The following is a 21652-nucleotide window of genomic DNA, read 5'->3' on the forward strand; positions in this document are numbered from 1 at the left end:
TGAAGCGCTGAAGCGTCGTGAAAATCCTATTGCCGATTTCACAAACTTGAAAGACCGATCGATGGGCCAGTCCGGGCTTGGCTATGTGACAGCATGCCGATGGCCCATAAGCTGGCCATCGACGGGATAGACCTTTGCGTTAAATCCGGGGAAAGTGCCGCGCGCCAATCGAGAGGATAAAACCATGACCCACCCGACCCGCCTTCCCGCCGACGGCCTTTTCGTCGGCCGAGCCAGGACCAGCCAAGTCTCCCATCCGCTTGTGGTCACGGTCCGCGACGGCGAGGTCATCGACATCACCTCGAGCGCGGCGCCCACCGTGCGCGATCTGTGCGAATTGAAGGATCCCGCCGGCTACGTGCGCTCGGCCAAAGGCAAGGCGATCGGCGCGCTGGAAGACATTGCCGCAAACAGCTTCGAAGCCAAGCGCGATACGACGAAGCCGACCCTGCTTTCTCCTATCGACCTGCAGGCGGTGAAGGCCTCGGGTGTCACTTTCGTCGTCAGCCTGCTCGAGCGCGTTATCGAGGAGCAGGCGCGCGGCTCCGCGGAGAAGGCCGACGCCATCCGCGCCGACATCGCCGGGCTGATCGGCCATGATCTGTCGAAACTAAAGCCCGGCTCGCCGGAAGCGATGGAGATCAAGGCCAAGCTGATTTCGCGCGGCGCCTGGTCGCAATATCTGGAAGTGGGCATCGGCCCTGATGCAGAAATCTTCACCAAATGCCAGCCGATGGCCTCCGTCGGCTTCGGCGCCGATGTCGGGCTGCACCCCGTCTCGACCTGGAACAATCCGGAGCCGGAGATCGCCATGATCGCCGACAGTTCGGGCCGCATCGTCGGCGCCACGCTCGGCAACGACGTCAACCTGCGCGACGTCGAGGGCCGCTCGGCGCTGCTGCTCGGCAAGGCCAAGGACAACAACGCTTCCGCCTCGCTCGGACCCTTCATCCGGCTGTTCGACGAGACCTTCGCAATCGCCGACGTGAAGCGCGCCACGGTGCGTCTCAGCGTCGAGGGCGAGGACGGGTTCTCGCTGGAGGGCGCAAGCTCGATGGCGGAAATCAGCCGCTCGCCGGAAGAACTGGTCAAGGCCGCCATGGGCCCGCATCACCAGTATCCGGACGGGCTGGCGCTTTATCTCGGCACCATGTTCGTGCCGTCGAAGGATCGCGGCGAAAAGGGCAAGGGTTTTACGCACAAGATCGGCGACATCGTCACCATCTCGTCCGAAAAGCTCGGCGCGCTGGTCAACCGGGTGCGGCTGTCGCCCGATTGCCTGCACTGGACCTACGGCGCCAGCCATCTGATGCGCGATCTCGCCAAGGCCGACCTGATCTAGCGCCCGCGCCAAACGTGACATTGCCCAAAGCCCATCCGCGCAAGCCGATGGGCTGATGGCGTTGCTTACCGAAGAAAATCACCGCAACTGATGCAATCTGATGGGTTCGCTGATGGCGCGAGCGCCTGCCCCAACATCCATTGGCGATGGAGGCTTGTCAGCAGCCGAAAAAGGGAATGCTCTAGACGTTCCGGTCGGCGCGGGCAGGAGATGCGATCCTCGAAGATCGTATCGCGCCTGATGTGGAGGTGAATTTCAACATGGGAGGAAATCGAATGCTTTCGAGGCTGAGACTGCTCGTGCTTGGCTTGATCGCGGCAATCGCCATTCCGGCGATGGCCGAGGCCAAGACCTTCTACTGGATTTCGCATGGCGGTCCGGCCGATCCGGTCTGGACCTACTTCCTGGCCGGCGCCAAGCAATGGGCGACCGACACCGGCAACAAGGTGAACACCTCGTTCCACAATGGCGACGTCGCCTCGCAGCAGGAGGCTGTGCGCGCCGCCATCTCGGCCAAGGCCGACGGCATCGTCACCACCAGCCCCGATCCGGGCAGCCTCGTCGAGATCGTCAAGGAAGCGCGCGCGGCCAACATCCCGATCATCAACTTCAATACGCCCGATCCGAAGGCGAACTTCAACGCCTATGTCGGCGGCGACAACGTCACCTTCGGCAAGCATTGGGCGCAGTATCTGGTCGACAAGGGCTTGGTGAAGAAGGGCGATTTCGTGTGGATGCCCGTCGAGGTGCCCGGCGCCACCTATGGCGTGCAGGAAGAGGAAGGCATCAAGAGCGTGTTCGAACCGCTCGGCATCACCTATGAGGTGACCGAAGCGACGCTCGACCAGGCCGAAGTGATCAACCGCATGGTCGACTACCTCACCGCCCACAAAGGCAAGGTGAAGGCCATGATCGGCCTCGGCGACCTCGTCACCGGCTCGGTCAAACGCGTGTTCGACCAGGTCGGCGTCAAGCCGGGCGAGATCCCGGTCGTCGGCTGGGGCAACTCGCTCGACACCACGCAGGAAGTGCTGAACGGCTATGTCAACGCCGCGCAGTGGCAGGATCCGCAGGCGACCAGCTACATCGCGCTGTCGATGGCGGCGATGGCGTCTGCCGGCATTCCTCCGGGCTTCAACGTCATCACCGGCGCGCTCTATGAGAAGGACACCGCCGGCGTCTACGACAAGATCCTGTCCGGCAAATAATCCGCGACAATGGCCGTGGCCGCTCCTGTCGGCTACGGCCATTCCTTTCGCCGAGCCTGCCGCCGCGCGGGCTTCAGCCAAGTTCATTCACGTCGCGGGCGCAATGGAAAACCGTTCCTTCATCCAAAGTTTCATCGCGCGGCCGGAATTCGGTCCGCTGGTGCTGCTGATCGTCGAACTCGTCGCCTTCTGGGTCATCAACCCGGATTTCCTGTCGCCGCAGAACATCTCCAACATCCTCGCCTTCACCGTCGAGCTCGGCCTGATCGCGCTGGCGATGACGCTCTTGATGACATCGGGCGAGTTCGACCTCTCGGTCGGCTCGCTGTTCGGCTTCTCGCCGGTGCTGATGTGGACGCTTTTCAACGGCGGCGTCACCTCGCTGGAGATGGGTTTCGTCATCGCGCTGGCGGTCGCGGCCTTGATCGGGCTGGTCAATGGCTGGTTCGTCACCCAGCTCAAGATCCCGTCCTTCCTGGTCACGCTCGGCATGCTTCTGGTGGTGCGCGGCACCGCGCTCTTCGTCACCGACGGCTTTCCGCAGCGCACCTGGAGCGCCGAGGGCAGCTGGCTAGCGGACATCCTGGTCGGCGACTTCTACATCGGGCCGTTCCGCATCTATGCATCGCTGTTCTGGTTCATCGGCGCTGCGATCGTGCTGGGCTACGTATTGACGCAAAGCCGTACCGGCAACTGGATCCAGGCTGCGGGCGGCAATCCCAATGCTGCGCGGGCGCGCGGCGTCAACGTCAACCGCGTCAAGGTCGGCCTGTTCGTCCTGTCGGCGGTGATGGCTTCGCTCGCCGGCGTCATCTCCTCGCTGCGCACCTCGGCCGCCAACCCCAACAGCGGCACCGGCTACGAGCTCGAGGTCATCGCCATGGTGGTGATCGGCGGCACGGCGCTGACCGGCGGACGCGGCACCATAGTCGGCACGGTGCTGGGCATCCTGATCCTGCGGGTCATGCGCAACGGCATCGTGTTGATCGGCGTGCCGGGGCTCGCCTACAACATCTTCATCGGCGCGATCATCCTCGGCATGATGGCGCTGCATTCATGGCTCGAACGCCGGCACCAGGCAGGGACGTGAACCATGGCCGAACCGCTCATCCGCATGACAAACATCCGCAAGTCCTACGGGCGCGTACAGGCGCTGGTGGACGCCAACTTCCACGTCAACGAAAGGGAGATCGTCGGCCTGCTCGGCGACAACGGCGCCGGCAAGTCGACGCTGATCAAGGTGCTGTCGGGAGCGGTGCCGCTGACCAGCGGCGACATCTTCGTGCGCGGCAAGAAGGTGAATTTCCGCAGCACCAGCGATGCCATCGCCGAGGGCATCGAGACGATCTACCAGGACTCGGCACTCGTCACGCAGCTGTCGATCGCCCGCAACCTGTTCCTCGGCCGCGAGCCGATTAAGCCGCCGCGCTTTTTGAACCGCATGGACCAAGAAGCCATGAACACGGTGGCGCGCGACCTGCTGAAGCAGGTCGGCATCTCGAAGAACATCCCGCCGACGACGCCGATCGGCTCGCTCTCCGGCGGCGAGCGGCAGGCGGTGGCGATCGCGCGCGCCATGCATTTCGACAGCGACCTCATCATTCTCGACGAGCCGACCAACAATCTCGGTGTCGCCGAGACGCAAGGCGTCTTGAGCTTCGTGCGCAGCGCGCGCGATTCCGGTCACTCCTGCATCTTCATCGCCCACAACATCCATCACGTGTTCCAGGTGGTCGACCGCATCGTGGTGATGCGCCGCGGCAAGGTGGTGGCCGACGACATCGATCCGAAAAACACCACGGTGGCCGAGGTCGAACGGATCATCACCGGTATGTCCGACAAGGAGATCCGCGACGCGATTTCCGATGGCCCACGGCCGCATGGCTGAATTGCCCTGGCGTTGATTTGGCCTGACGTTGATCAGGTCTAACAGGGGGCTCGCATCCCATCCTATGACTGGACTCATGAAAGCCACCGTAGCCGACATCGCCAGGAGTTGCGGCCTGTCGACCGCAACGGTCGACAGGGTGCTCAACAACCGGCCGGGCGCAAGCGCCGCCAACCGCCAGCGTGTCATGGAGGCGGCAAAGCAGCTCGGCTATCTGCCGACGCTCGACCAAGTGGTGCTGCCGTCGAAGCCGGCGCATCTCGAATTCTTCCTGCCGATCGGCAGCAACGCCTTCATGGCCGATCTTGCCCATCACATCGAGGACTATGCCGCGCGGCTGCCGCTGGTCGCCTCCTGCCGCATCCACAACCTCGCCGGCATCTCGCCGGGCGCGCTGCAGGGCGCGGTCGAGAACCTCTCGCTCAAGGCCAATGGCGTCGGCGTCATTGCCGTCGACCATCCGCGCACGCGCAACATTTTGCGCGAGCTGGTCGAGGCCGGCATCCGGCTGGTGACGCTGGTCTCGGACGTGCCGGCAGCACCTCGCTCGGCCTATGTCGGCATCGACAACCGGGTCGCCGGGCGCACGGCGGCGCTGTTGATGGGCCGCTTCCTCGGCGGCAGGACCGGACATCTGGCGATGGTGGTCGGCTCGCGCTCCTATCGCGGCCATGAGGAGCGCGAGATGGGTTTCCGTTCGGTGCTCGCCGAAGAGTTTCCCGATCTTACCGTCTCCAGCGCCGTCGAGATCAACGACGAGCCGGACGCCAGCTACAGTGCGACCATGAAGGCGCTGCACAACGAACCGGAACTGCTCGGCATCTATTGCGTCGGCGCCGGACGCTCGGGTGTGGCAAAGGCCTTGCTCGACGCAAAACCGCGCAAGAAGCCGGTCTTCATCTGCCACGACCTGACGAAGGAAACGCGCCGCTATCTCGTCGACGACCTCGCCGACGTCGTCATCGACCAGAATGCAAGGCTGATCGCCGAGCAGTCGGTGATCCGGCTGCTCGGCTCGATCGCCTCATCGGCGCCTTACCTGACGAAGAAATTCATCGAGCCGCGGCTGATCTTCAAGGAAAACGTGCCAGTTCAATGAGTTAGCGCGCCGAAGCAAGCCGGCTTTTTCCCGATTTGTCAGAGGATTGGCGGGTGGTGCGGCAATTCTGCACACCAGCTATGCACGTTTTGCGGTTGCCGAATCGTTAGGCAACTTGTAATTAACAGCATGTCGGATGTCTTCCTCCTCCCAGACACCGACGATGAATGCGGTACACCTCCTCCCGTGCCGTATTCGAAATCGAAGCCCGCTGCCTCCTCCTCCCGGCAGCGGGCTTTTTCTTTGCCCGCATGAAGCAGGAACAGACGCGCTGTCTCTTCAGCGCGCCCTGAACGACGCGATCAGGCTCTCGGCCATACGCACGAACTGCGCGCTCGGACCTTCGGCGCCGACGCTCTGCATCGAGACGCGCGCGCCTTCGAGCAGCAGCGACAGCGTGTCGGCGAGCAGCTCGGACTGGCCGATGCCAGCATCCCGGCAGAGCGCCACGAGCTTTTCGCGCTGGGCTTCCTTCAGTTCCTTGATGACGCGCCTGGCCGGGTGATCGCTCTCGCTAAGCTCGACGGCGGCATTGGCCATGTCGCAGCCGCGGCTGTCGGCGCTGAGCAGTTCCGAAGCCCTGTGAACCCAGGCATGAAGCTGGGCGAGCTTGTCGCCAGGGTGCTCGGCCTCGAACTCGTCCCAGATCCTCGACGCCTTCGCCGCCGTCGCGCGCAGGCATTCGATGATCAGCTCGTCCTTGGATTCGAAGTGACGATAGAGCGTCATCTTGTTGGTGCCGGCAGCCTCGGTGATGGCGTCGACGCCAACACCCTTGATGCCGTGCTTGTGGAACATGTCCTGCGCCGTCTCCAGGATCCGATCCCGTGGGCGGGAGCGCTCCACGACGCCGTCTGTCATCATGCTCTCCTTTCGTTTCCAAAAAACCCCGGCACACCTCTTGACTAGGGTGTTACCGATCTGTAACTTCCAGATGTTACTTACTGGTAACACCTATATCGCTCCGCGTCAACGACAAGGGTTTCACCGATAGGCCCTGCCAGAGCGAGATGGGGACAGAACTCTGCCCGTCATGCGGCTTCGGCCGGTGAAATCGAGAAAACGGTTCGTGATCATGCGATGCGAGCCGCAAGCAAGGAGCTTCTCCTATGCAAAAGCATAAAGACCTGACGATCGACGAAGCCATCCGGGATCCGATGATCCGGCTGGTGATGAAGGCTGACGGGATCGATCCCAAAGCCTTCGAACGGATGCTGCGCTCGCGCGCGGCAGACCAGGCGCCGGACGGTGTGCTGCCGTCCTTCCTGCAAGACTCCGGCTCCGGCCGGTCCCGACGCCTGCGCCATTTTGCAAAACCATTCGGCGAGGCATCCGCGTCATGGTGAACTTCTTCATCCACCGCCCGATCTTTGCGTCGGCGATCGCCATCATCATGGTGCTCGCCGGCGCGATCGCGTATTTCCTGCTGCCCGTCTCGCAGTTCCCCGACATCACGCCCCCGCAAGTCGTGGTCAGCGCCCACTATCCCGGCGCCAGCGCGCAAGTCGTGGCCGATACGGTCACCACGCCGCTCGAGCAGCAGATCAACGGCGTGCAGGGCATGACCTACATGTCGTCGACGAGCTCGAATGACGGCTCCTCGACCATCACCATCACCTTCGATGTCGGCTACCCGCTGAGCACCGCGGCCGTCGACGTGCAGAACCGCGTCTCGCAGGCCGCATCCTCCCTGCCGGCCATCGTCAACCAGGGCGGCGTGACGATCAAAAAGCAGAACCCTAACTTCGTCCTCATCGTCGACCTCACCTCCCCGGACGGCTCTGTAGACCCGGTGGCGCTGAGCAATCTCGCCTATCTGCAGGTGGTCGACCCGCTGAAGCGGCTGCCCGGCGTCGGCGACGTGCAGATCTTCGGCGAGCGCCGCTATTCGATGCGCGTCTGGCTCGACCCGGACAAATTGGCCAATCTCGGCATCACCGCCGTCGACGTGCAGAACGCCATTTCGGAGCAGAACGTGCAGGTGGCGGCCGGCAAGATCGGCCAGTCGCCGGCGCCGGCCGGCACCGCCTTCGAAATGCAGGTCAACGCGGTCGGCCGTTTGAGCGATCCGAAGGAATTCGGCGACATCGTCGTGCGCGCCAATTCGCAGAACGGCTCGCTGGTGCGGCTGCGCGACGTCGCGCGCATCGAGCTCGGCGCGCTGCAATATTCCTCGTCCGCCTTCTTCGGCAAGGATCCGACGGTGGTGCTCGCCGTCTACCAGATGCCCGGCTCCAACGCGCTCGACCTGCAGCAGCGGGTCAAGGACAAGATGCAGGAGCTTTCGCAGCGCTTCCCGAAGGGCGTCAGCTACGCCATGCACTACGACACGACGCGCTTCGTCTCGGCCTCGATGCATGACGTGCTGATCACGCTCGGCGAGGCGCTGGTGCTGGTCGTGGCGGTGGTTTTCATCTTCCTGCAGAGCTGGCGCACCACCATCATCCCGACCATCGCCATCCCCGTGTCGCTGATAGCGACGCTGGCGGTGATGTACATGCTGGGCTTCTCGCTCAACATGCTGTCCCTGCTCGGTATGGTGCTGGCGATCGGCCTCGTCGTCGACGACGCCATCGTCGTGGTCGAGAACGTCGAGCGACAGCTCGAAGCCGGCCTCGCGCCGCTCGCCGCGACGCGCGCGGCCATGGCCGAGGTGACCGGGCCGATCATCGCCACTACCGCGGTGCTCGGGGCGGTGTTCATCCCAGTCGCCTTCATTCCCGGCGTTTCGGGGCGGCTCTACAACCAGTTCGCGCTCACCGTCGCGATCTCGGTCGGCATCTCTGCCTTCAATTCGCTGACGCTGAGCCCGGCGCTGAGCGCCGCGTTCCTGCGCCATCGCGGCGAGACGCAGTTCTTCCTGTTCCGCTGGTTCAATGCCGGCTTCGACTGGCTGTCGCATGCCTATGCCCATGGCGTGCGCATCCTGATCAAGCTGCGCTGGGCCATGCTCGGCCTGTTCGCGGCAGGCCTAGTCGCCACCTACTTCGTCTGGCAGAAGCTGCCCTCGACCTTCCTCCCCGTCGAGGACCAGGGCTATTTCTTCGTCGTCATCCAGCTGCCGGACGGCGCGTCGCTGGAGCGCACCGACGCGGTGGCGCAGAAGGCGCGCGACGTCCTGCAGAACACGCCCGGCGTCGACATCGTCGGCTCGATCAGCGGCCTGAACTTCCTGACCAGCGCCGCGCAGTCGAATTCGGCGGTGGAGTTCGCCATCCTGAAGCCGTGGGACGAACGCGGGCCAGACCAGAACGCCTCGAAGCTGGTCGCTGACGTGCGCAACAAGCTGCTGCAGATCCCGGAAGCCTTCGCACTGTCCTTCGATCCGCCCTCGATCCCGGGCCTCGGCACCACCGGCGGCTTCGAGTTCCAGGTGGAAGACCTCTCGGGCCGCGGCAGCGTGGCGCTGAACGAGGTCACACAGGCGCTGATCGCCGAGGCGCGCAAGCAGCCCGAGCTCAACCCGCAGCAGCTGTTCTCGTCCTTCTCGACCTCGACGCCACAGTTCAACTACGACCTCGACCGCAACAAGGCGAAGCTGCTCGGCCTCAACCTGCCCGACGTGTTCAACACGCTGCAGATCTATCTCGGCTCGCTCTACGTCAACGACTTCAACCTGTTCGGCCGCACCTTCCGTGTGACCATCCAGGCCGACAAGGACGCGCGCGGAAACGCGAACGACATCTCGCGGCTCTATGTGCGCAACGCGTCGGGCGGCATGGTGCCGCTGAGCACGCTGGGCAAGCTGATGCCGATCGTCGGTCCGGAGACCGTACCGCACTACAACAACAATGCCTCGGCTCTCATCAATGGCGGCGCCGCTCCGGGTTTCTCGTCCGGACAGGCGGTGGCGGCGATGGAGCGGGCGGCGGCAAACGTGCTGCCGAGGGACTTCGGCTATGAGTGGACCGGCATCACCTATCAGGAGCTCAAGGCCGGCTCGATCGCCTCGGTCGTGTTCGGGCTGGCGATCGTCTTCGTCTTCCTGATCCTGGCGGCGCAATATGAAAGCTTTGCCATGCCTTTCATGGTGCTGCTTGCCGTCCCGCTCGCTCTGTTCGGCGCCTTCGTCGTGCTCCTGCTGCGCGGCATGCAGATCGACGTCTACTCGCAGATCGGCTTCGTCATGCTGATCGGCCTGGCGGCGAAGAACGCGATCCTGATCGTCGAGTTCGCCAGGCGGCGGCGCGAGGAAGGCCTGACCATCGTCGAGGCAGCGATGGAGGCCGCTCGGCTGAGGCTGCGGCCGATCCTGATGACGGCCTTTGCCTTCATCCTCGGCGTGCTGCCGCTGATGTTCGCGACGGGCGCGGGTGCCGCCAGCCGGCAGTCGATCGGCACCACCGTCTTCGGCGGCATGGTGGCGGCAACCATCCTGTCGCTGGTCTTCGTGCCGGTCTTCTACGCGGTCATCGAGAAGCTGCGCGAGCGCGGCGGCGAGAACGAACCTGCCGCGGGGCATCAGTATGCCCCGCACCAACAAGAGATTGAACCGACCGCCGAGCCAGTGCGGCTCGCCGATGCGGCCGAATAGGATTGGAGACCAACATGCGTAAATGGAAAATCGCTTTAGGAACGGCCGTCGCGCTGGGCGCCATCTCGGTGGCAAGCGTCCACCTGCTCGACATGGGCAATCTCAGCCTCAACGCCAGCACGGCGGGTGCCGCACCCGCGCCCAAGGCCTTCGTCATGCCGGTGCCGGTGGTGAACGTCGTCAAGAAGACGCTGCCAATCTATCTCGACTACGCCGCACGCGTCGAGCCGATCCGCAGCATCACGCTGCAGGCGCGCGTGCCGGGCTATCTGCAGGAGCAGACCGCGGCGGACGGCAGCGACGTCAAGCAGGGCGACCTGCTCTACAAGATCGCACCCGAGGACTATCAGGCAGCGCTCGACCAGGCCAAGGCCCAGGTCGAGCGCGACACGGCGACGCTCGACTATGCGCGCTCCAACCTCGGCCGCGGCAGCGAGCTCGCCAAGAGCGGCTATCTCGCCAAGGACAGTTTCGACCAGCGCACCAGCACCTTGCGCGGAGCCGAAGCGGCGCTGCTGCTCGACAAGGCGGCGGTGCGAACGGCCGAGCTCAATCTCGGCTATGCCGAAATCAAGGCGCCGTTCCCGGGACGCATCGGCCGCAACCAGGCCTCGGTCGGCACGCTGGTCAGCGTCGCCGGCACGGTGCTCAACACGCTGGTGCAGCTCGACCCGATCTACGTCACCTTCAATCCAAGCGAGACCGACCTGGTCCAGATCGAGGAAGCGAAGGCGGCCGGCCCGATCGCGGTCGACGTGCTTCTGCCAGGCGAGACCGAGCCAAGCCAGAAGGGCCAGCTCACCTTCATCGACAACACGATCGACCATTCGACCGGCACGATCACCGCCCGCGCCACGATCGGCAACGCCAAGTTCAGGCTGCTGCCCGGCCAATATGTGCGCGTGCGGCTGCATGTGAAGGAGCAGCCCAACACGCTGATGGTGCCGCAGGTGGCGCTGGGCTCCAGCCAGCTCGGCAAATACCTCTACGTGCTCGGCAAGGGCAACACCGTGGACCAGAAGCTGGTCTCGCTCGGGCCGACCGACGGCGACCTGATCTCCGTCACCTCCGGCATCTCCGAGAGCGACCAGGTGATCACAGGCAATTTGCAGAAGATCGGACCCGGAATGCCGGTTTCTCCCTTGCCGCAACCGAAACCGGCCAGCTGATAACCCCCATCAGTCCCGGTCCGACGGCGCCCTCGGCTCCCACGCCGAGGGCGCCGTTTTTCTTTGCGCGCCGCAATCAGCAAAAAATCGATCGCCGCCCCTTGTCGGATTGTCGACAATCTGCTTGTCTTGCAGCCGGTCCATCCGGAGGGACACATGGCGAAGCTGGATTTCAGTCCGATCGCGGATACGACGCGCAGGGCGGAGATCGTCGCGCTGCTCAGGCGCGCCATCCTGACGGGCCAGCTGGAACCCGGGCAGAAGCTCAACGAGCTCAGGATTTCCGAACAGATGCGGGTGAGCCGCGCGCCGCTGCGCGAGGCCATGCGCGAGCTGGTGCAGGAAGGCATCCTGACCAGCATCCCCTATGCCGGGACCTTCGTGATCGACGTCACCGCCAAGGACATCATCGACGCCTATTCCCTCAACAAGGTGCTGGAAGAATTCGCCATCGAGCTCGCCTGGCCGCAGCGCGACCAGCGTTTCTTCGACGAGCTCGACCGTCGCCATGAAGCGGTCAAGCAGGCGACGCGGGCGCTCGACACCACGCGCCAGATCGAGACGGCGCTGCGGCTGCACGGGCTGATCTACGAGTGGGCCGACAATTCGGTGCTGCTGGAGACCTGGCAGCGGCTGACCAGCCGGCTGCAGATGTATTTCGCGCTGCATCAGCGCGCGCGCAACGAGCCAGTGCCGTCCGAGGACCTGCACGAAACCTATGTGGCGCTGCTCAAGGGCTCGGACATGCGCGCCGCCCAGCGGCATGCGCGCGAGCATATCGACGGCGATTTCGAAGAGCTTCTTGCCTATGCGCGCGGCCTCGAAAAGCGCGCCTCGAAGAACTGACCCACTCGCGGACAACGGACAGCAACGTGAAGATCAAGAGCATCAAGGCCTATCATGTCGTGCAGCCCTTCGTCGACGGGCCCTACCGCATGTCCAAGGGGCGGGTCGCCGACTGTTTCGACGCGGTGATCGTCGCCATCACCTCCGACAGCGGCGTGACCGGCTGGGGCGAGATGGCGCCGCTCGGCAATTTCTATTCGGCCGCGTTTCCGGCGGGAACGCGCGCGGGCGTGCCGGAGATCGCGCCGCATCTCATCGGCCACGATCCGCGCGGACTGGCCGGCATCGTCAGGCTGATGGACACGGTGTTCAAGGGCCATCCCTACGTGAAGGCCGCGCTCGACATGGCCTGCTGGGATCTGGCGGCACGCGCGGCCGACGTGCCGCTGGTGACGATGCTCGGCGGCCGCGAGAGCGAGACGGCGGAACTCTACCGGGTCGTCACGCACGGCACGGTCGATCAGATGGCGGCGCTTGCCAAACGCATCGTCGCGGAAGGCTACCACCGGCTGCAGGTCAAGGTCGGCGGCAATGTGCGTGACGACATCGAGCGGGTGACCGCGGTCGCCGCGGCCGTGCCGAAAGGCACCGTGATCTTCTGCGACGCCAATGCCGGCTGGACACCCTACCAGGCGCGCCAGTTCGCCGACGCCACGCGCGGCATCGACTACACGTTCGAGCAGCCCTGCACGACGATAGAGGAGAACATGTCGGTGCGCCGCATGCTCGACAAGCCGATGGTGCTCGACGAATCCGTCACCTCGCTGCAGGAGATGCTGGAGATCCATCGCCGCGGCGCGGCCGACGGGCTGACGCTGAAGATCTCGCGGCTGGGCGGCGTGACGCAGACCCGGTTGATCCGTGACGTTGCGGTCGATCTCGGTTTCATGATCACGGTCGAGGATACCGGCGGCGCCGAGATCGACACCGCCGCCATGGCGCATCTGTCGCTGTCGACGCCGGAGGAGCGCCGGCTGCACGCCATCGCCTTCCACGAATGGGTGACGGTGCGCACCGCTTCCAACAAGCCGCCGGTGACGGGCAGCCGCATGGGCATCCCCGATGGGCCCGGCCTCGGTATCGACGTCGACCCCGACCTGCTCGGCAAGCCCTTCTTCGAGGTCGGCTGAGATGAAGGCCGGCCGCATTGCACCGGGCGGACGTGAAGAAAGGAGGCGACAGACCGGGTAGATGAAGCGGCCCGATTTCGATTGGGCCGCAAGACCGAACAAGGCATGCATCAAGAAAATCTGACCTTCCCGGTTCAAGGAGCGGATGGACCAGACCAAACTGCATGCTAGAGTTCGACCAACTGAAATTGTTGACGACGGCCGGGACAGGAGAACTCCACGGAATTCGTCAACCGGAATGCACTCGCCAACCACAAAAACTGGGGAAGGGTTTAAACCCATGAGCAAGAACTATCGCATTCTCGATCTCATCAGGCGCAACCGCACGCCGCTCGAAAATCATCTCATCGACGGCCTGGTCGACGGCCGCGTCAGCCGCCGCGATTTCGTCCGCCACGGCAGCCTGCTCGGCCTGTCGCTGCCGCTTCTCCGCCGCATCGGCATGGCGGCGGGCTTCGGCGCCGCGCCCTCGCTTGCCCGCGCGCAAGGGGCGCCCGGCGCCACCATCCGCGTCGGCAGCAACGTGCCGTCCGCCGCGATCGATCCGGTCACCATCGCCGACGCCGGCGGTCTGCTGGTGCTGCAGCAGGTCGCTGAATTCCTCTGCATCGACGGTCCCGACCTGGTGCTGAAGCCGGCGCTGGCGGAAAGCTGGAAGCCGAACGCCGACGGCACGGTTTGGACCTTCAAGCTGCGCAAGGGCGTCAAGTTCCACAGCGGCGGCGAGATGAAGGCCGACGACGTGGTGGCCAGCATCGACCGTCTCGCCGACCCCGCCAACTCGTCCAACGCGCTGTCGGTGTTCAACGGCATCCTGAAGAAGGGCGCGACCAAGAAGGTCGACGATTATACGGTCGAGTTCCACCTCGACGCACCGAACGGCAACTTCCCCTACATGGTGTCGTCCGACAACTACAACGCCGTCATCATCCCGGCGAGCTACAAGGGCGGCTACGAGCAAAGCTTCGACGGCACGGGTCCGTTCAAGCTCGAAAAATACACGGCCAAGGTCGGCGCCTCTTTCGTGCGCAACGAGGATTACTGGGGCGAGAAGGCCTTGCCGGAACGCACCGAGTTCACCTTCTTTTCCGACATGCAGGCCCAGATCCTTGCCTTGCAGGGCGGCCAGATCGACATCATCAACCAGATGCCGGTGCTGGCCGGCGTCGGCCTGCTCAACGATCCGAACGTCTCCATCATCAGCCTGAAGTCGGTGGCGCACCAGCAGCTGCACATGCAGTGCGATTCCGATCCGTTCAAGGATCCGCGCGTGCGCCGGGCGATTGCGCTCAGCATCGACCGCAAGAAGCTCGTCGCCGGCCTGATGAAGGGCCGCGCCCAGGAAGGCAACGACAGCCCGTTCGCGGGCGTCTATCCGTCGACCGACGCCAGCGTGCCGCAGCGCGAGCAGGATATCGCGCAGGCCAAGCAGCTGATGGAAGCGGCGGGCGCCGGCAAGGGCTTCAAGGTGACGCTGACCACCGAGCGCTATCTCGAAATCCCGGAATACGCGCAGCTCGTCCAGAACTGGGTCAAGGAGATCGGCATCGAGCTCGAGCTCAACATCCTCGACCAGGGCGCCTATTACGGCGATGCCGTGTTCGGCAAGTCGAACTGGCTGGATTCGGTGATGGGCATCACCGACTACGGCCACCGCGGCGTGCCGAATGTCTATCTCGCAGCGCCGCTGAAGAGCGACGGCACCTGGAACGCGGCGCACTTCAAGAACAAGGACTATGACCAGCTGGCGACGAGCTATATCGCGGCCCTCGACCTCGAGGCGCAGAAAGCCACCGCCGGCAAGATCCAGAAGCTGCTGCTCGAGGAAACGCCGGTCATCTTCGGCTATTTCTACGACTACCTGACGGCGACGGCGAAAGGCGTGGCGGGCGTGCAGCCCACCGCCATGTCGCAGTTGTTCCTCGAAAAGGCTTCGAAAGCCTGACGAGAGCGAACAAGCTTATCCCTGACGGCCGGCTCTCCACGGAGAGCCGGCTCCAATAGGAGTATTCGCCATCCTCGCTTTCCTCGTCCGGCGCCTCGCCCTGTCGCTCATCACGCTGTTCCTGCTCAGCGTCATGGTGTTTCTCGGCGGCCAGGTGCTGCCCGGCAATGTCGGGCGCGCCATCCTTGGACCGTTCGCCGATCAGCGCGCCGTCGACGCGCTCAACCACTCGCTCGGCGTCGACCGGCCGCTGCTCGTCCAATACGGCAGCTGGATCTGGAATTTCCTGCATGGCGACATGGGCACGTCCTACATTTTCCGCGCGCCGGTGGCGCCCTTCGTCGTCGACGCGCTCGGCAATTCGATGAAGCTGGCGCTTGTCGCCTTCGTGCTGGTGGTGCCGATCGGCATCCTCGGCGGCGTCATCGCGGCGCTCAACCTCAACCGGCCGCTCGACCGCATCATCAGCCTCGGCGGCCTGTCGGTGACGGTGCTGCCCGAATTCGTCACCGGCATCATCCTGATCCTGATCTTCGGCGTCTGGCTGCGCTGGCTGCCGATCGCCGCGGCCTGGCCGAAAGGCGCCGGCTTCTTCACCCAGCTCTATTATCTCATCCTGCCGTCGCTGCCGCTGTTTCTGGTGCTGTTCGGCTATATCGCGCGCATGGCGCGGTCCGGCATGATCGAGGCGCTCGATTCCGACTACACGCGCACCGCCGTGCTCAAGGGCCTGCCGTGGCGCACGGTGATCTGGCGGCATGTGCTGCGCAATGCGCTGCTACCGACCATCACCGTCATCGCCACGCAGACCGGCTATCTGATCGGAGGGCTGGTCGTGATCGAGACGCTGTTCCGCTACCAGGGCATCGGCTCGCTGATCTTCACCGCCGCGCGCGGCAAGGATTTCCCGATGCTCGAGGCCGGCATCCTCACCATCGGCATCGTCTATGCGGTGGCTACTTTGGTCGCCGACTTCCTCTATTCCGTGCTCAATCCGCGCATCCGGCTGGGAGCAGAGCAATGAGCGCGACGGACACTCCCGCGAACGTTCCCGCACCCGACGCCGCTTCACGGCGAGGTCCATGGGGCGAGGTGCTGCACTCGCTGTTGCGGTCCGGCACCTTCCTGACCGGGCTCGGCATCGTCCTGTTCTGGATCGTCTGCGCGCTGTTCGGCGAGCATTTCGTGCCTTACGACCCGCTCGCCGACGACATCATCAACGCGCTGGCGCCGCCCTCGGCCGAGCACTGGTTCGGCACCGACCAGATCGGCCGCGACGTCTTCTCGCGCGTCATCGTCGGCTCACGCGACATCCTGACGGTGGCGCCTTTGGCCACCTTGCTCGCGACCGTCGCCGGCACCGCGCTCGGCCTGTTGATCGGCTATTTCCGCGGCATCGTCGACGACATCGTCAGCCGTGTCCTCGAAGCCTTCATGGCGATCCCGGTCGTGATCATCGCGCTGCTCGCCATCGTCGCGCTCGGCACCTCGAAGATCACCGTCATCGTCGTCATCGGCCTGAGCTTCGCGCCGATCATCGCCCGCACCGTGCGCTCGGCGGTGCTCGCCGAACGCGAGCTCGACTATGTCGCGGCGGCAAAGCTGCGCCACGAAGGCGCGCTGCATACCATGTTCGTCGAGATCCTGCCCAACGTCATCCCGCCGATCCTGGTCGAGACGACGGTGCGGCTCGGGTACGCCATCTTCGCCGTCGCCACGCTCTCCTTCATGGGCTTCGGCATCCAGCCGCCCTCGCCCGACTGGGGGCTCTCGATCTCCAGCAATTACGGCATGATCGGCGGCGGCTTCTGGTGGACGGTGCTGTTCGACGCGCTGGCGATCGCCTCGCTGGTGATCGGCGTCAACCTGGTGGCCGACGGCGTCCATGGAGCGTTCAATGACTGACACGAACGCGCTCGAGCTCAACGATCTCTCGGTCGCCTATCGCGTCGGCGGTCGCAACCGGGCGGTGCTGCGCAATGTCAGCTTCACCATCGGCCGCGGCGAAGCCTACGGACTGGTCGGCGAATCCGGCTGCGGCAAATCCACCGCGGCGCTGTCGGTGGTGCGCTACCTGCCGCGCAACGGCTCGATCACCGGCGGCTCGATCGCGCTCGACGGCAAGGATGTGATGAAGCTCGACGCCGAGGCGCTGCGGCGCGCCCGCGCGGAAAGCGTGTCGATGGTCTACCAGGATCCCGGCAAGGCGCTGAACCCGTCGCTGCGCATCGGACGGCAACTGACCGAGATTTTCGAGCTTGCCGGCATCTCGGGACAGGCGGCGGGCGACAAGGCGATCGCGATGCTGAACCTTGTGCGCATCTCCGATCCGGTGAGCGTCATGCAGCGCTATCCGCACCAGTTGTCCGGCGGCATGCAGCAGCGCGTGGCGATCGCCATGGCCTTGGCCAACGACCCATCGATGCTGATCCTCGACGAGCCGACGACCGGCCTCGACGCGACGGTCGAAGCCGAAGTGCTCGACCTGATCGCCCAACTGAGAAGGGAGCTGTCGGCATCGATCCTGTTCATCAGCCACAACCTCGCCGTCGTCTCCAACATGTGCGACCGGGTCGGCGTGCTCTATGCCGGCATGCTGGTCGAGGAAGGCTCGACCAAGGACGTGTTCAACGACCCGCGCCATCCCTACACGGTGGCGCTGCTGCGCTGCCTGCCGCGCGGAGGCCAGCGCAAGGACCAGGGCCGGCTCGACACCATCCCCGGCTTCCTGCCCGGCATCGGCGCCAATATCGTCGGCTGCGCCTTCGCCGACCGCTGCGCGCTGGCGACGGAGCGCTGCCGCAGCGAGCCGCCGCCGCTTTACGATCTGGGTGAAGGCCGGCTGTCGCGCTGCCACTATCACGACAAGGCGCAGTCGCTACCGCGCGCCACGCCCGCCGAGATTCCTGCCGTGGCGCCCAAGCAGGCGCCACCCGTGCTGCGGGTCGAGGGGCTGAACAAGACCTATGCCAGCCATGGCCGTCCGCTGCGGGCGGTGAAGGATGTCTCGGTCAGCCTGAGGCCCGGCGAGACGCTAGGGCTGGTCGGCGAATCCGGCAGCGGCAAGACCACCTTCGCCAGGCTCCTGCTCGGCCTCGTGCCGCCGGACGACGGCGGCAGCATCGAGCTCGAAGGCAGGGAATTGGCGCCGCGGCTTGCCAGCCGTTCGGAGGATCAGGTCAAGGCGGTGCAAATCGTCTTCCAGAACCCGGACTCGGCGCTCAACCGTTCGCATTCGATCCGGCACATCCTCAGCCGCGCCTTGAAGCGGCTTGGCGGGCTCACCGGCAAGACGCTGGACACCAGGCTCGAAGAGCTTGTCCGCTCGGTGCGCCTCACCGACCGCCATCTCGCGGTCAAGCCGCGGCAGCTTTCGGGCGGGCTGAAGCAGCGCGTGGCGATCGCGCGCGCCTTCGCCGGCGATCCGCGCATCGTGGTCTGCGACGAGCCGACCTCGGCACTCGACGTGTCGGTGCAGGCGGCGATCCTCAACCTGCTCGCCGACCTGCAATCGAAGCAGGATGTCAGCTACATCTTCATCTCGCACGACCTCGGCGTGGTGCGCTACCTGTCCGACAAGATCGCCGTGCTCTATCTCGGCCGCATCATGGAGTTCGGGCCCTCGGAAGCGGTCTTCTCCCGCCCGCACCATCCTTACACCGAGGCGCTGCTGTCGGCCGTGCCAAAACTCGACCGGACGGAGAGCTCGCGCATCCGCCTCGACGGCGAAATCCCGAGCGCGGCCAACCCGCCGACAGGCTGCGTCTTTCACACGCGCTGCCCGCGCAAGATCGGCGCGATCTGCGAGACGCAGGAGCCGGAGTTGACGGAGGCCGAACCGGGGCACACGATCCGCTGCCACATTCCTTTTGCGGAATTGGCACGGCTGCAGAAGCCGAAGCCGATCGCCCCCCAACCGGCGTGAGGAGCAATCGGCCAGGCTGCGGCGGGGCCTCGTGCGAGCACGATGCACTATACGGTCGGCACGGTGCCGCCATCGATGATGAATTCGGCGCCCGACACCGCTCCGGCACGCGGGGAAACCACGAAGGCAATCAAATTGGCGACCTCCGACGGTTTGGCCGGCCGGCCGAGCGGAATGCCACCCAGCGCATCCATGATGATCTGCTTGCCGCCCTCGTAATCGGTGCCTGCCTGCGTGGCCAGTCGGGTGGCCAGCGCAACCGAAGCCTCCGTCTCCACCCAACCGGGTGAAACCCGAAGCACTCGAACACCTTTCGGCGTGACCTCTTTCGACAAGCTCTTGCTGTAGGTCGAAAGAGCGGCTTTGACGGCCGCGTAGGCAGTCGTGGATTGCGGAAGCGGCAGGCGGCTTTGGATGGAGGTGACATGCACGACTACGCCGGCCCCTTGCGCCACCATGCCGGGCAGGAGCGCCCGGTCCACCCGGACGGCCGGCATCAAGTTGCGGTCCAGTTCCCTGAACCACTCCGCATCGTCCAAGACGGCAAAGCCGCCCGGCGGCGCGGATGAACCGCCCACCACATGGACGATGATGTCCACGCCGCCAAACAGATCGAGCACGCCTCCAACCACCTTGGCGCAGCCTTCGGCCGTCGTCATGTCGGCGGCGATATAGTTGACATTCCGGGACGAGATTGCCGGTGCGTTGCGCGCTGTCGTCACGACGCGCGCGCCCGCCTGGTGGAGCGCGTCGACAACGGCCGCCCCAATCTCCCTTGTCCCACCGGTCACCAGAGCGCGTGTTCCGCCGAGGCCAAGATCGAAGCTCACAGCGTGATCTCCAGCCGCGCGATCTGATCCTTCTCAAGGACGAATGCGTAACGCAGATCGACCGGACTACCGGGAAAGTTCCCGCTCAGTCGTGCCGTCACCATGGTCTGACCGTTCACATCACTTACCGCAAGCGGCTCCGCGACATAGCTGTATTTCCTCGAAGCTTCCGCGCGCCACCGGCGTATGGCTTCGCGGCCCAAGTGGATTTGCCGCTCGTCCACGACGACAGCGTTTTCGGTAAAGCAAAAGGCGACATCGACATCGTTCCGATCGGCAGCAAAATAGGCCCCGATCGGCCCAGGCAGGGCGACCGACATGGCAATTCCCCTGATCTTGTTGTGTCTCCATCTAGATCGCCCTATTCTGTCGAAATGACAAGAACCGACAGAAAAGTAAGGTACCCACCGGAAAGTAAGTCGCACGGCCATACCCGCGAAACGGCGGCGGAAGGCGTCGAGAAAGCCCTAAAGCTTCTCGAAGGCCGGTGGAAACTGACGATCCTGTTTCACCTGTTCGGAGGCCAGGTCCTGCGGTTTTCGGACCTTGAGCGCGCGATTCCCGCCGTGTCGCAGAAGATGCTGATCCAGCAGCTTCGGCAAATGGAAAGCGACGGCATCGTGCGCCGCATCGTCCACCATCAGGTGCCACCCAAAGTGGAGTATTGTCTTACGGAATGGGGGCAGGCGCTCTGCCCGGCGCTGGATGCGTTGTTGTCCTGGGCAGAGCAAACGCCCGGGCTTGCAGCAGCCAAGCCGGCGTGAGTAACAAAGATCAGGCTGACGCCCGATCCGCCATGCTGAAGGCGCGGTCGCCTTCGGCAAACCCCTGGCCCGTCGTCAGGTTCAGCGCCAGGCCTCGCAATCCTGCCAGCGCGACATTCAGCGTGTCTGACGAGGCCTGGTTCTCCGGGTATGCGAGGTAAATCGGGCGCTGGAACACCGGCGTGTCCTCGACGCGCCGCAACTCGCCGCGCTCGATGTGAGCGCTGACGGCGCTCAGCGGCAGATAGGCGGCCGCCCGTTGCGACAGCACATGCTGCAGGCCGATGAACACCAGCCCGGCCGAGATCGCCGGCTTCACCATGCCGGCGAAGGCGCGGTCGTGCTCGACGCGGAATTCCAGCCCCCAGTCCATCAGGATGTAATTCTGTGTCCACGGCCCGGCCTGCGCCGTATGCTGGACGAGCACCACCTGATCGACGGCCAATGTCTCATAAACGATGCCGGGATGGGGCTTGGGCAGATAGAGGATGCAGATGTCGAGCAGGCCTTCGGCCATCTGGTCGATTGCGAGATCCGGAAAGCTGCCTTCCAGCCTGAGCGCCACGTTCGGCCGCTTCGCCCGCATCCAGTCGATCCAGGGCGAGGTGATGCTGTCCCAGAGATAGGCGGGAGCGGTGAGCCTCAGCAGCGTATCGTAGCCATCGGGAACCGCGATGTCCTGGCGCGACTGCTCCCAGGTGCGGGTGATCGTGGAGGCATGCGGCAGGAACTGCCGGCCGGCCGGCGTCAGCGTGACGCCGTCGCTGTCGCGCACGAACAGCTTGCGCCCCAACTGCTCTTCCAGGCCGCGAATGCGCGCGCTGACGGTGGACTGGGCAAGGTTCAGCCGGTGGGCGGCGACGGTGAAACTGCCATGCTCCGCGACCTCCTGGAAACTGCGCAGATTCTCGGTATCCATGGCGTTCGCTTTCGGCTCGGCGGCAATCGAAGATTCCGATGGCCTTCATCAAA

19 protein-coding genes are annotated in these 21652 nt (G+C 64.7%); 15 read left to right on the forward strand and 4 right to left on the reverse strand.

The features are described 5' to 3' along the window. Positions 1-184 precede the first annotated feature (184 nt). From QAZ22_RS29110 to QAZ22_RS29130, 5 genes are all read left to right on the forward strand, one after another. Positions 185-1342 (forward strand): fumarylacetoacetate hydrolase family protein, encoded by a 1158-nt coding sequence (locus tag QAZ22_RS29110; protein ID WP_278204362.1) that lies wholly within the window; start codon positions 185-187, stop codon positions 1340-1342. 275 nt (positions 1343-1617) lie between these two features. Next, positions 1618-2550 (forward strand): substrate-binding domain-containing protein, encoded by a 933-nt coding sequence (locus tag QAZ22_RS29115; RefSeq protein WP_278073397.1) that lies wholly within the window; start codon positions 1618-1620, stop codon positions 2548-2550. 103 nt (positions 2551-2653) lie between these two features. Then, positions 2654-3640 carry an ABC transporter permease gene (locus QAZ22_RS29120; RefSeq protein WP_278204363.1) on the forward strand — a complete coding sequence of 329 codons (987 nt, stop codon included), beginning with the start codon at positions 2654-2656 and terminating at the stop codon, positions 3638-3640. 3 nt (positions 3641-3643) lie between these two features. Next, the gene (locus QAZ22_RS29125; RefSeq protein WP_278204364.1) at positions 3644-4438 is read left to right on the forward strand and encodes an ATP-binding cassette domain-containing protein; all 795 of its coding nucleotides are present in this window, start codon (positions 3644-3646) and stop codon (positions 4436-4438) included. A gap of 76 nt (positions 4439-4514) precedes the next feature. Beyond that, on the forward strand, positions 4515-5537 hold the full coding sequence (locus QAZ22_RS29130) for a LacI family DNA-binding transcriptional regulator (RefSeq protein WP_278204365.1): 1023 nt from the start codon (positions 4515-4517) through the stop codon (positions 5535-5537). 279 nt (positions 5538-5816) lie between these two features. On the opposite strand, the gene QAZ22_RS29135 is transcribed toward QAZ22_RS29130, so the two are convergent. After that, entirely contained in the window at positions 5817-6398 is a 582-nt protein-coding gene (locus QAZ22_RS29135) for a TetR/AcrR family transcriptional regulator (protein WP_278204366.1), read from the reverse strand. 248 nt (positions 6399-6646) lie between these two features. Here QAZ22_RS29135 and QAZ22_RS29140 point away from each other — a divergent pair, with 248 nt between their 5' ends. From QAZ22_RS29140 to QAZ22_RS29180, 9 genes are all read left to right on the forward strand, one after another. Then, positions 6647-6883 carry a hypothetical protein gene (locus QAZ22_RS29140; protein ID WP_278204367.1) on the forward strand — a complete coding sequence of 79 codons (237 nt, stop codon included), beginning with the start codon at positions 6647-6649 and terminating at the stop codon, positions 6881-6883. Then, the gene (locus tag QAZ22_RS29145) at positions 6877-10071 is read left to right on the forward strand and encodes a multidrug efflux RND transporter permease subunit (RefSeq protein ID WP_278204368.1); all 3195 of its coding nucleotides are present in this window, start codon (positions 6877-6879) and stop codon (positions 10069-10071) included. Before QAZ22_RS29140 ends, QAZ22_RS29145 begins: the two co-directional genes overlap by 7 nt. Positions 10072-10085: 14 nt before the next feature. Continuing rightward, positions 10086-11240 (forward strand): efflux RND transporter periplasmic adaptor subunit, encoded by a 1155-nt coding sequence (locus tag QAZ22_RS29150; protein ID WP_278073404.1) that lies wholly within the window; start codon positions 10086-10088, stop codon positions 11238-11240. Between the two features lie 156 nt (positions 11241-11396). After that, entirely contained in the window at positions 11397-12086 is a 690-nt protein-coding gene (locus tag QAZ22_RS29155) for a GntR family transcriptional regulator (protein WP_278204369.1), read from the forward strand. Positions 12087-12112: 26 nt separating this feature from the next. Then, positions 12113-13216 carry a mandelate racemase/muconate lactonizing enzyme family protein gene (locus QAZ22_RS29160; protein ID WP_278204370.1) on the forward strand — a complete coding sequence of 368 codons (1104 nt, stop codon included), beginning with the start codon at positions 12113-12115 and terminating at the stop codon, positions 13214-13216. Positions 13217-13496: 280 nt separating this feature from the next. Then, positions 13497-15161, forward strand: a complete 1665-nt coding sequence (locus QAZ22_RS29165) for an ABC transporter substrate-binding protein (protein WP_278204371.1) — start codon at positions 13497-13499, stop codon at positions 15159-15161. Between the two features lie 133 nt (positions 15162-15294). Continuing rightward, positions 15295-16185: an ABC transporter permease gene (locus tag QAZ22_RS29170; RefSeq protein ID WP_278204372.1), complete on the forward strand. Its 891-nt coding sequence runs from the start codon at positions 15295-15297 to the stop codon at positions 16183-16185. Next, positions 16182-17066, forward strand: a complete 885-nt coding sequence (locus tag QAZ22_RS29175; protein WP_278204373.1) for an ABC transporter permease — start codon at positions 16182-16184, stop codon at positions 17064-17066. Before QAZ22_RS29170 ends, QAZ22_RS29175 begins: the two co-directional genes overlap by 4 nt. After that, the gene (locus QAZ22_RS29180; protein WP_278204374.1) at positions 17059-19086 is read left to right on the forward strand and encodes an ABC transporter ATP-binding protein; all 2028 of its coding nucleotides are present in this window, start codon (positions 17059-17061) and stop codon (positions 19084-19086) included. Before QAZ22_RS29175 ends, QAZ22_RS29180 begins: the two co-directional genes overlap by 8 nt. A gap of 47 nt (positions 19087-19133) precedes the next feature. Here QAZ22_RS29180 and QAZ22_RS29185 read toward each other — a convergent pair whose 3' ends face one another. Both QAZ22_RS29185 and QAZ22_RS29190 read right to left on the reverse strand, forming a co-directional pair. Continuing rightward, positions 19134-19916, reverse strand: a complete 783-nt coding sequence (locus QAZ22_RS29185) for an SDR family oxidoreductase (RefSeq protein WP_278204375.1) — start codon at positions 19914-19916, stop codon at positions 19134-19136. Further along, a complete protein-coding gene (locus QAZ22_RS29190) occupies positions 19913-20236 on the reverse strand; it encodes a nuclear transport factor 2 family protein (RefSeq protein ID WP_278204376.1) in 324 nt (107 codons plus the stop codon). The genes QAZ22_RS29185 and QAZ22_RS29190 overlap by 4 nt, the downstream gene beginning before the upstream one ends. Before the next feature lie 54 nt (positions 20237-20290). Between QAZ22_RS29190 and QAZ22_RS29195 the strand changes: the two genes are divergently transcribed. Then, positions 20291-20680 carry a helix-turn-helix domain-containing protein gene (locus QAZ22_RS29195; protein ID WP_278204377.1) on the forward strand — a complete coding sequence of 130 codons (390 nt, stop codon included), beginning with the start codon at positions 20291-20293 and terminating at the stop codon, positions 20678-20680. A gap of 10 nt (positions 20681-20690) precedes the next feature. On the opposite strand, the gene QAZ22_RS29200 is transcribed toward QAZ22_RS29195, so the two are convergent. Next, positions 20691-21599, reverse strand: a complete 909-nt coding sequence (locus QAZ22_RS29200; protein WP_278204378.1) for a LysR family transcriptional regulator — start codon at positions 21597-21599, stop codon at positions 20691-20693. Positions 21600-21652 lie beyond the last annotated feature (53 nt).

It is taken from the genome of Mesorhizobium sp. WSM4906 (genome assembly GCF_029674625.1).
Lineage (GTDB): Bacteria > Pseudomonadota > Alphaproteobacteria > Rhizobiales > Rhizobiaceae > Mesorhizobium.

What these genes read in the sequence shown, in the direction of transcription:
- QAZ22_RS29165 (WP_278204371.1), top strand. Translation starts at nt 13,497, where the DNA reads ATGAGCAAGAACTATCGCATTCTCGATCTCATCAGGCGCAACCGCACG.
- QAZ22_RS29170 (WP_278204372.1), top strand. Translation starts at nt 15,295, where the DNA reads ATGGTGTTTCTCGGCGGCCAGGTGCTGCCCGGCAATGTCGGGCGCGCC.
- QAZ22_RS29115 (WP_278073397.1), top strand. Translation starts at nt 1,618, where the DNA reads ATGCTTTCGAGGCTGAGACTGCTCGTGCTTGGCTTGATCGCGGCAATC.
- QAZ22_RS29120 (WP_278204363.1), top strand. Translation starts at nt 2,654, where the DNA reads ATGGAAAACCGTTCCTTCATCCAAAGTTTCATCGCGCGGCCGGAATTC.
- QAZ22_RS29110 (WP_278204362.1), top strand. Translation starts at nt 185, where the DNA reads ATGACCCACCCGACCCGCCTTCCCGCCGACGGCCTTTTCGTCGGCCGA.
- QAZ22_RS29125 (WP_278204364.1), top strand. Translation starts at nt 3,644, where the DNA reads ATGGCCGAACCGCTCATCCGCATGACAAACATCCGCAAGTCCTACGGG.
- QAZ22_RS29180 (WP_278204374.1), top strand. Translation starts at nt 17,059, where the DNA reads ATGACTGACACGAACGCGCTCGAGCTCAACGATCTCTCGGTCGCCTAT.
- QAZ22_RS29135 (WP_278204366.1), bottom strand. Translation starts at nt 6,398, where the DNA reads ATGACAGACGGCGTCGTGGAGCGCTCCCGCCCACGGGATCGGATCCTG.
- QAZ22_RS29195 (WP_278204377.1), top strand. Translation starts at nt 20,291, where the DNA reads ATGACAAGAACCGACAGAAAAGTAAGGTACCCACCGGAAAGTAAGTCG.
- QAZ22_RS29145 (WP_278204368.1), top strand. Translation starts at nt 6,877, where the DNA reads ATGGTGAACTTCTTCATCCACCGCCCGATCTTTGCGTCGGCGATCGCC.
- QAZ22_RS29140 (WP_278204367.1), top strand. Translation starts at nt 6,647, where the DNA reads ATGCAAAAGCATAAAGACCTGACGATCGACGAAGCCATCCGGGATCCG.
- QAZ22_RS29200 (WP_278204378.1), bottom strand. Translation starts at nt 21,599, where the DNA reads ATGGATACCGAGAATCTGCGCAGTTTCCAGGAGGTCGCGGAGCATGGC.
- QAZ22_RS29155 (WP_278204369.1), top strand. Translation starts at nt 11,397, where the DNA reads ATGGCGAAGCTGGATTTCAGTCCGATCGCGGATACGACGCGCAGGGCG.
- QAZ22_RS29175 (WP_278204373.1), top strand. Translation starts at nt 16,182, where the DNA reads ATGAGCGCGACGGACACTCCCGCGAACGTTCCCGCACCCGACGCCGCT.
- QAZ22_RS29190 (WP_278204376.1), bottom strand. Translation starts at nt 20,236, where the DNA reads ATGTCGGTCGCCCTGCCTGGGCCGATCGGGGCCTATTTTGCTGCCGAT.
- QAZ22_RS29130 (WP_278204365.1), top strand. Translation starts at nt 4,515, where the DNA reads ATGAAAGCCACCGTAGCCGACATCGCCAGGAGTTGCGGCCTGTCGACC.
- QAZ22_RS29150 (WP_278073404.1), top strand. Translation starts at nt 10,086, where the DNA reads ATGCGTAAATGGAAAATCGCTTTAGGAACGGCCGTCGCGCTGGGCGCC.